This is a genomic window from Gimesia aquarii, from assembly GCF_007748175.1.
In the GTDB taxonomy this organism is placed as follows: domain Bacteria; phylum Planctomycetota; class Planctomycetia; order Planctomycetales; family Planctomycetaceae; genus Gimesia; species Gimesia aquarii_A.
Window position 1 is genome coordinate 2,911,262 of record NZ_CP037422.1, and the last position, 8,658, is coordinate 2,919,919.

At 46.5% G+C, this 8,658-nt stretch carries 8 protein-coding genes; 4 read left to right on the forward strand and 4 right to left on the reverse strand.

Annotated features, from left to right (window positions below; all coding sequences use genetic code 11):
- Position 1 precedes the first annotated feature (1 nt).
- Complete coding sequence (locus V202x_RS11440) at positions 2-460, forward strand: DUF1499 domain-containing protein (RefSeq protein WP_145174533.1); 459 nt, start codon at positions 2-4, stop codon at positions 458-460.
- A 50-nt stretch (positions 461-510) separates the two neighbouring features.
- Complete coding sequence (gene epmA, locus V202x_RS11445; RefSeq protein ID WP_145174536.1) at positions 511-1,569, forward strand: EF-P lysine aminoacylase EpmA; 1,059 nt, start codon at positions 511-513, stop codon at positions 1,567-1,569.
- A gap of 67 nt (positions 1,570-1,636) precedes the next feature.
- Here the strand turns inward: epmA and V202x_RS11450 are convergent, their stop codons facing one another.
- Both V202x_RS11450 and V202x_RS11455 read right to left on the reverse strand, forming a co-directional pair.
- On the reverse strand, positions 1,637-2,653 hold the full coding sequence (locus tag V202x_RS11450; protein WP_197993344.1) for a DUF1559 domain-containing protein: 1,017 nt from the start codon (positions 2,651-2,653) through the stop codon (positions 1,637-1,639).
- Positions 2,654-3,012: 359 nt separating this feature from the next.
- Positions 3,013-3,603: a 3'-5' exonuclease gene (locus tag V202x_RS11455; protein ID WP_145174541.1), complete on the reverse strand. Its 591-nt coding sequence runs from the start codon at positions 3,601-3,603 to the stop codon at positions 3,013-3,015.
- A gap of 318 nt (positions 3,604-3,921) precedes the next feature.
- Here V202x_RS11455 and V202x_RS11460 point away from each other — a divergent pair, with 318 nt between their 5' ends.
- Both V202x_RS11460 and V202x_RS11465 read left to right on the forward strand, forming a co-directional pair.
- Positions 3,922-5,940 carry a C1 family peptidase gene (locus V202x_RS11460; protein WP_145174543.1) on the forward strand — a complete coding sequence of 673 codons (2,019 nt, stop codon included), beginning with the start codon at positions 3,922-3,924 and terminating at the stop codon, positions 5,938-5,940.
- Between the two features lie 211 nt (positions 5,941-6,151).
- Complete coding sequence (locus V202x_RS11465; protein ID WP_145174547.1) at positions 6,152-7,192, forward strand: hypothetical protein; 1,041 nt, start codon at positions 6,152-6,154, stop codon at positions 7,190-7,192.
- Between the two features lie 261 nt (positions 7,193-7,453).
- Here V202x_RS11465 and V202x_RS11470 read toward each other — a convergent pair whose 3' ends face one another.
- On the reverse strand, positions 7,454-7,804 hold the full coding sequence (locus V202x_RS11470) for a hypothetical protein (RefSeq protein ID WP_145174550.1): 351 nt from the start codon (positions 7,802-7,804) through the stop codon (positions 7,454-7,456).
- 154 nt (positions 7,805-7,958) lie between these two features.
- Positions 7,959-8,303: an ankyrin repeat domain-containing protein gene (locus tag V202x_RS11475; RefSeq protein WP_145174553.1), complete on the reverse strand. Its 345-nt coding sequence runs from the start codon at positions 8,301-8,303 to the stop codon at positions 7,959-7,961.
- Positions 8,304-8,658 lie beyond the last annotated feature (355 nt).

Here is an 8,658-nt window from a genome sequence, read left to right on the forward strand (position 1 = left end):
GATGATTCTTTTCTGGTGCGTCTCTTTTTTATTAACTGTTTATTGCGTGATTGTGCTTACGAATTACCTGCTGCCTCCCCCGTCAGACCTGGGAGTGAAAAATCAGCGATTGAGCCCCTGTCCTGATTCACCGAACTGTGTATGCTCACAATGTGAGTCTCCAATACATTTTATTGAACCTATTAAATTTTCAGGTTCAGGTGAGAAGGCCTTAAAGCGATTAGCAGAGATTCTCAGTCAGCAACAAGGATGTCGGATTATCAACCACGAAGGAGACTATCTCTATGCCGAGTTTTGCTCGTTCTTTTTTCGTTTTGTGGATGATGTTGAATTCTGGGTTGATTCCAGTGAGAATGTGATTCAAGTTCGATCGGCTTCTCGTGTCGGTTATTCTGACATGGGAACCAATCGCAAACGAATCGATAAGCTGCGTCAGTTATTCGCTAACAGAGACCAGTAATTTCCGGCTACTTTCTTCTTTCAACAATTCCCCTGACCATGAATCAGCACATGCAAGAGAAACTTGAATACCTTCCCACAGCATCAATCGAAACGCTGAAATTCCGCAGCAAACTCTTACACGCAGTCCGCATGTTCTTTGAAGCTTCTGGTTACTGGGAAGTGGAAACCCCCATTCTTTCCCGTGATTCGGTAGTCGACGCTTTTATCGACCCCTTCACCACCTTATGGCATTCTGCCGAGGGACTCGAAAAACCTGAAGCAAATACAGAACAGGCAACACGTTTTTTGCAGACCTCACCTGAATTCGCCATGAAACGGCTACTGGCGGCAGGCGCGGACCAGATTTATCAGATCACTCACGCTTTTCGACAGGCGGAGCAAGGCCCGCTACACAATCCCGAGTTTACGATGTTGGAATGGTATCGACTGGGGGAATCTCATCATGAGCAAATGACGTTTGTGGAGTCGCTGGTGCGACATGTCTACCAGGTAGCGGAGTCATTTTTTGATCAGAATACGAGAGATTCACTGCCTGCTGAGCAATTTGAACGTTTTAGCTTTGAGGATGTATTTCGAAAATATGCTGGTCTCTCCGCATTAAATTCGAGTGTAGAGGAATTTCAACAGGCAGCCTTACAACATCAAATTTCGGTCCCGTCCGGATTTGATGAGACAGATCGTTTGAGTTGGCAGAACTTATTGCTGGTGGAATTGATAGAACCTGCCCTCTGCCAGTTAGGAGCTGTGTTCGTCTACGACTACCCACAACAGCAAGCGGCCCTGGCTCGTATTCGTGATGATAGAAAGAAGAGTGGTCACCATGTCGCAGAACGATTTGAACTTTACTTACAGGGTATCGAGATCTGCAACGGATATCATGAATTGACTGACGCGCATGAGCTACAAACGCGCATCGCACAACAAGCGGAACTGAGGTTAAAAGAAAAGCGACCTGCATTACCAGCGGAAAGCTATCTTCTGCAGGCAATGGAAGCCGGTTTACCCGCTTGTGCGGGCACCGCGCTGGGCATTGATCGATTAATCATGCTCGCACTGGGAAAACAGACACTACAGGAAGTCATGGCGTTCAGTTTTGAACGCGCTTGAAAGCTGTAACTGCTAAAACAAAAATGCGAAGTCGTGATAAGACAGGAGAACTGAGACTCATCAAGGCTTACCATTCGCCGGTCATGCGTTCTCCGTCATTTCGGATACATAACTGGCGGAAGAGATTAAAGTCGATATTTTTTGCCATTGCCTTTGCAGAACCATCGGCGACTGCAAAGTGAATGACGTCACCATGCCAGGAACCGAACGTAAGATGATAAGGAGCTCCCCCTTGTTGTGAAACGGTCGTATCATGATACGGTGTACCATCGAAATTATTGCCATCATGAAATGACGAACTACCGTCAGCAGCTCTCACACAACCTGCAACAGCACTATGGCTATCTGCCCAGAAACCAAAGGAAGACTCACCAAATAAGAGTGTATTTGATTCTCCATCTGGGACATCACGAAATTTAGTTCCACTGTTGGCCCGAAAAATACCGCCTTGGAAAACACCGCTATAAGGGCTTAAATTTGAATAGCCTGTTAAGGCTCCCCCTACTCCACGATAGCTGGAGAGTCCTAAACCACGTGGGCGGTCTGAAGGATAAGATGCGCTAGGGCAGATGTAACTTTCGATCGCCACCAGGCTGGCAGCTTTACTGTCAGGGGAAAATTTGGGGAGATCATAGTCGATATTCACGTTGGCCTGATTCATTTCACCCAATAGCAGCGCCTGCCAACCCCACCAGGGAGAAAGTTCCCACTCGACTAAGCGATATTGAGAAACCCGGTTGTTAGTACTATCGACTCCATCATATGGAATGAGAATGTCTTCACTGAAAGCAACATTGGCATTCGCAGGGCCATCCAGTTGTTGACCAGAGGTCGGATCCACGGGCATCGCTTCAATCCAACCAGAGGGAAAACTACGAAACGAACTCTCGTAATTATGTGCTGCCAGACTGATTTGCTTCAGGTTGTTAATACACTGAGTGCGTCGTGCACTTTCGCGAGCCCTTTGAATCGCTGGCAAAAGTAGAGCAGCGAGAATGGCAATAATTGCCATCACGACCAAGAGTTCAATGAGAGTAAATCCACGGCGAGTAGATTGCTTTGAACTTGGTACATATTTGCGCATCGATAACTCCCTTGAAGTGATCATCATTTCCCCAAACTAATACTTTTAATGATGAGTTGATATCTGTAACGTGATGGTTTAGCAGACTACTACTGCGTAATATATATTTTCTACCGTAATCGTAATGAAGTCAATTCTATAGTTCCTGTGAACCTGACAGATTAATCTAGAACTAATGAACAGGCAATTATAGTGGGTTTAGAATTTCAAAGCAAACAGCAATTCGGAATTACTGAATGTTTTTTTAATGAGAGACAATATCACCGTACGCTCCAGATAATCTTATTTCTTACGCTTTAAAACGGTAATTTGCGGGATATTTTTAGATCTGATCGAATGAAATTCGCTTCAATTTGATTTTATTTTACAGAAGCGACTTTTTCTGTCCCGACAATATAAGGCATGAGCTTTGCCATGTTTCTGGCATCATCAATTCCACGATGATGCGTTCCCTCTAATGTGATACTCGCCAGCTCTAAAGCTCCTGCCATGCCATGTTTTTTTGTCAAACCTTGAGACTTTGAGAACTGTTTTTTGAGATTCAGATGGCCCGAGCGAAAGGGATAAGCGATTTGATGGAAGCGGCAATCTTGCTCAAACTGGCTTTTATCATAATCGCCCCAGGAACAGAAGAGATACTGATCAAAGGGCATCAGCCATTGTTGCAACAGGGAAAGTGCTTCAGAAAAACAGGGGGAGTCAGTGAGATCAGATTGCCTGATCGACGTTAGCTCCGTACAAAACGGCGTTAATTGAGGATGCCTGACAGGTTGAATAAACGTTTGAAATTCATCAACGATGTTAAGTGATTCTTGAGCGATGATCACCGCCCCAATTTCAATAATTTCCATCTCATGACGGGGAACTGTTTTCTGATTACAGCATGTCGCTTCCAAATCGATAATCAAAAAATGTGGGTACCTGCAAAACTCTTCCTCGACCTGACTCATGTTTGACTCTTTCTGTTTAAGAAGACCTGCATCGCTTCTGAGATGATTTCATACTCGTTATTAGTTAATTCCCGTAACGACAACGTAAAACGGGACCTGGTTCACCTCGTCCACTCCCGCGTGAACCATAGATCACATTTCTTAGAAATCCTGCTTGATCCGTACCTGCCATCTTGTAAGATAAAAGCGAACATAAATAGACATACATTCAACTGGGCGACACGATTACAGATCAGCATGTCTGTACGTTGAGTTGGACAGGTTCATTTCAATAAATGTAATCAAAGCCTTATTCCTGTAGAAAAGGGAATCGCGCTCATGGCCCGAAAAAAAACAAAGCCCGTCACTCTCTCAGAGCGAACACTGGATGCCCGGCCTGACACACTTGACTTTCGCGACCAGATGTTCGTCCCCACACTGACGGAAGTTCCCACTTATCGCCCGTTGGAGGACTATCAGCAACGGAATGTCCCCGTGCTTGATCAAGGTGTCGAAGGTGCTTGCACCGGTTTTGGCCTGGCCACGGTCGTCAACTACCTGCTTCTGTCACGCAGGGTCGTTCCCGATGCCATTCCCGTCAGCTCCCGCATGTTGTATGAAATGGCGAAACGCTATGATGAATGGCCCGGCGAAGGATATTCCGGTTCCAGCGCACGCGGAGCTATGAAAGGCTGGCACAAACATGGTGTCTGTACGGAAGAACTCTGGCCTTACAAAGCAGGACGCGCGGATGAAAACCTGACGCCCGAGCGCGCGGATGATTCCAAACACCGTCCGCTTGGCGCGTATTTTCGCGTGAATCATCGTGACCTTGTCGCCATGCACTGTGCGATTCAGGAAGCCGAAGTTCTGTATGCCACTGCCATCGTACATGAAGGCTGGAACAGGATCGGCGCTGATGGAACCATCCCCCATAAAACCAAAACACTGGGAGGACATGCGTTTGCCATCGTCGCCTACGATAGCGAGGGATTCTGGATTCAGAACTCCTGGTCAGCAAACTGGGGTCGGGGCGGCTTCGCCAAAATCACCTATGCCGACTGGCTGGAGAATGGCACCGACGTCTGGGTTGCGCGGCTTGGTGTGCCCATTGAACTGCAGACCGCCGGCGCCATTGCCCGCGCCAATGCGGAAGTCGGCACTTCGAGCGTGGGTTATACATTCCACGACATCAGGCCGCATATTATCAGCATCGGCAACGACGGCCGACTCCGCGATACTGGTACGTATGGAACTTCTGAAGCCGCCGTAAAGGATATCTTCGAGCAGGATATCCCCCGCGTAACCTCCGGCTGGAAAAAGAAACGCATCCTGCTTTACGCACACGGCGGTTTGACCGATGAAAAATCGGCGATTCAGCGCGTCGCCGACTATCGGCAGGTACTACTTGATGCGGAAATTTATCCGCTGGCCTTCATCTGGAAAACCGATTACTGGACCACGCTGGTCAACATTCTGAAAGATGCCTTGAAACAGCGTCGCACGGAAGGTCTGCTGGATATAACGAAAGATTTCATGCTGAACCGTCTGGATGACGCGCTGGAACCTTTGGCGCGGCTCCTCACCGGCAAAGCACAGTGGGATGAAATGAAAGAAAATGCGCTGGCAGCTTCCACCAGCGCGCAAGGGGGTGTGCGAAAAATGTCGCGTCATCTACAAAAACTGATCAAAGACGACAGTTCCATTGAACTGCACATCGCCGGCCATAGTGCCGGCTCCATCTTCATGGCACCGCTGGTGCAGCTGCTCTGCACCAAAGGGAAAATTAAAAGTGGCCCCATGAAGAATAAAACCGGCCTGGGGCAACCCGTCTCAACCTGCACGTTATGGGCGCCGGCCTGCACCGTCGATCTCTTTAAAGACACCTATCAACCTGCGGTCGAAGCCGGAAGTCTGGCACAATTCGCGCTATTTACACTAACGGATAAAGCCGAGCAGGACGATCACTGCGCGAACATCTATCATAAATCGCTCTTGTATCTCGTTTCGAACGCGTTTGAAGACGAAGCCCGCGTCCCCCTGCTCCGCGACGGTGTCCCAATTCTCGGCATGCAGAAATTTATTGATCGCGATCCAGACCTGCAAAAATTCTTCAAGCGAAAATCCGCAGATTGGGTCCGCGCGCCCAATACGGATGACGCCGACCCGAAATCGTTTTCCACGTCCCGCAGTCACGGCGGCTTTGATGACGACGAAGCAACCTTGGCCGCGACCTTCGCCCGTATCCTGCAGACCAAATTCCAGCAGATGGCGAAAACCGAAATGCCAATGCAGGCCTCACAAAGCGCCCTCCGCGCCACACGCATGGGCATAGAGTCTACCAAGTGGGAAGTCTGATAACACTCACTTTCTCAGCCGTTTGGATAAATTAATCAAGGAATCAAAATTGTTCTGGCAAAACGGTTTTGATCTGCTAAAACAAATGTATGGATAGAGCTAAATGATCCGAGTCTTTCTGAAAACCAAAATACAATTCCCGAGAAAAAGAGATCTTGTTTTACACTCAAATAAAACAAACTCTCTTTGATCCTCAGCAGGAAGTTCCAGCATGTATGGTCATAGCCTAAAACATATCTCATTCCAAAATCTGTTAGGTGTGCATCTCAGATTGATCTCAGTACCACTTATGTTGCTGGCTGTAGTTCTAATGCAGTCAACTTTGGCTGCCGAAGACAAAACGATCAATCCTGCAACAAAAGCAGAGATCAAGCGTTTGCAATCCCTCTGGAAATCCTGGGACAAATCAGTGACATCTCTGGAACTCAAGGGATTTCGATGTTATGAATCATTTAGCCAGGATCAGAACTGGTTCTCCTATACTGACTTTGAAAAACGGATATACGACCACATTATCCCCCTAATTGAAAGCGACAAAATCACACAGAAAAAACTGCAAGCAACGCTGGATGCCTCGCCTTCCCTTAAGGGATATTGGCGACCGTTTACCTTTACTATCTCAAAAGATGCAACTCGTTTGGACGATACCATTGGTGGAAAAACCTTTTCGGTGGTGCGTATTGACGATCAGGAATTCAGCTATTTTGAAACATCCAGACAGGCAAATGTGTATGGAACTTTTACAGGTCTTAAATCATTGCGTGTCTCAGAATATCTCTATCGGCCGTACCATACATTTCAAAACGATCAATGGGATCTCAGTTGTAGCGACGATAAGACATGTCAACTGAAACTCAACACTATGTTGATTGAGTATGACAAACAATCTGGAATGATCAAACACTTCCAGGTCCGTTCTCGAAAAAACAAGCTGATCCGGAAACGAATTCAGACAAACGAAATTGTCTCAAAAACAGGAGTTCCGATACCGCGTCTGATTGCCGTAGCCAATTCTTCTCGAGGCAGCTCGTCCATCAGTTCGATAAATCTGACTATTCTGAGTCAGATCAAAGTCAATCCTGAAATCAGTCCGGAACGGTTTCATCTCGCGGTCCCTGCCGGCGTGAATGTAGTCAAATTTAAAAGTGGCACTGCCAATCACATCCCCACCTCACAAGGCGGTGCGCGTCCTCGCATGAGACGCACGCCAGCACCAATTTCGGATTTGAGAAACTTTGCAACACAATTCTAACTTTGACAAGAAACGCGCCAATCGCATGACACTAAAAGTAGTAAAGCAGAATCACAACTGGCCCGTTAGATTGAGAACCCGGCGTAAGCAGAAAATAAAGCAGTAGCGTCCTCTTTTTATTGAGTTTTCGAATCGGATAGCTCGCGACCAGCGTATTCAATAACGTCAGATTCAAGAGAAAACAGGATGCTAACGCGAGATAACAAAATTGAGCATCACCATGCCAAGGCACCAATGCCGATAAAAAGTAATACAGAAATTTTATTCTGAACTGGAAAAGAGCGTCTCATTGCCGAGTTCGAGCACAAATGCAGGCCCCGTCGTCTGAGGCTGCCAACCCGCGTTTATCGCCCGGCCAATGATGGTCCGAATGTGTCGTGGTGTGATGGTCGGATATTTTTTACTTACCTTGACTCCCGGTTTGGAAATATCCAGCCAGAAATCGCGAGTTACCAGCCCCAGGACTTCCAGTCGCGAACCACCAGCCTCTCTCTGCAAAGTTACATTCAGACGAAAGTTCCTGTCTTCGTCGGGGCTCGTAGCAGAAACTTTGTAGCGGAAAGTGTCTCCATCAACGACGATCCGGCTGCTGTTTTTCCTACTCAATGCCATCTGGAACTCTTTTCACTTTGGATTCAATCGATTCAATTTGTATCGTGATCTAACCTCTAAGCGCTCATTGAATCTGCTCAAATATATCAAACAACTAACCTATGCAGCAAATTTATAATCGACCACTATCACTAGCACTAAAGCTTTATCTTTCTTAATCTAAAAGTGATGCAATCCAGTTATCGAATTCGTTAACGACTAACTCACCATATACTTGAGCCAATTCTCTCAGCGTCCGTTGTTTCTGATCTTTTAAATTCGGATCAGCGCCCAATTCCAGCATTAGCCTAGTTGTTTCAAATGTCATAGGATGCCCTGATTGTATTGCACCGTCTATGTCGATGTCTAACGCCTGAAAAATTGGTGGATAACCACAGGCAGCTCTCGTATTCAGCAAGCCGCTGTCTGCTGTAAAAAGAGCACGAATTAAAGATTCATTTTGATTCTCACAAGCAATGTGCATCAACGACCATAATGAATCTGGTTGTGATCGATTCACATTTCCTCCTTCGGCTAGATACTGTTGGAATTCATGGACGCCATTCTTGTCATCAATTGAAAATAACAGGTCCTCATATTTCACGAGATTACTTTTATCTAAGAATGATTTTGAAAGATTTGATCTATCACAATATACACAAAAAAAGCCTCACTCAAACATTACGTCTGAGTGAGGCTTTTGTTATAGCAAAAGGTTGGTGGTCAATTTTTAAGAGCTTGGTCCTAAAAGGTTGTTGAAGAGGCTGCTATTGAAAACAGCCCTCAATTATCCTTAGAAAGGAGGTGATCCAGCCGCAGGTTCCCCTACGGCTACCTTGTTACGACTTAGTCCCAATCACGGAGTTCATCTTAGG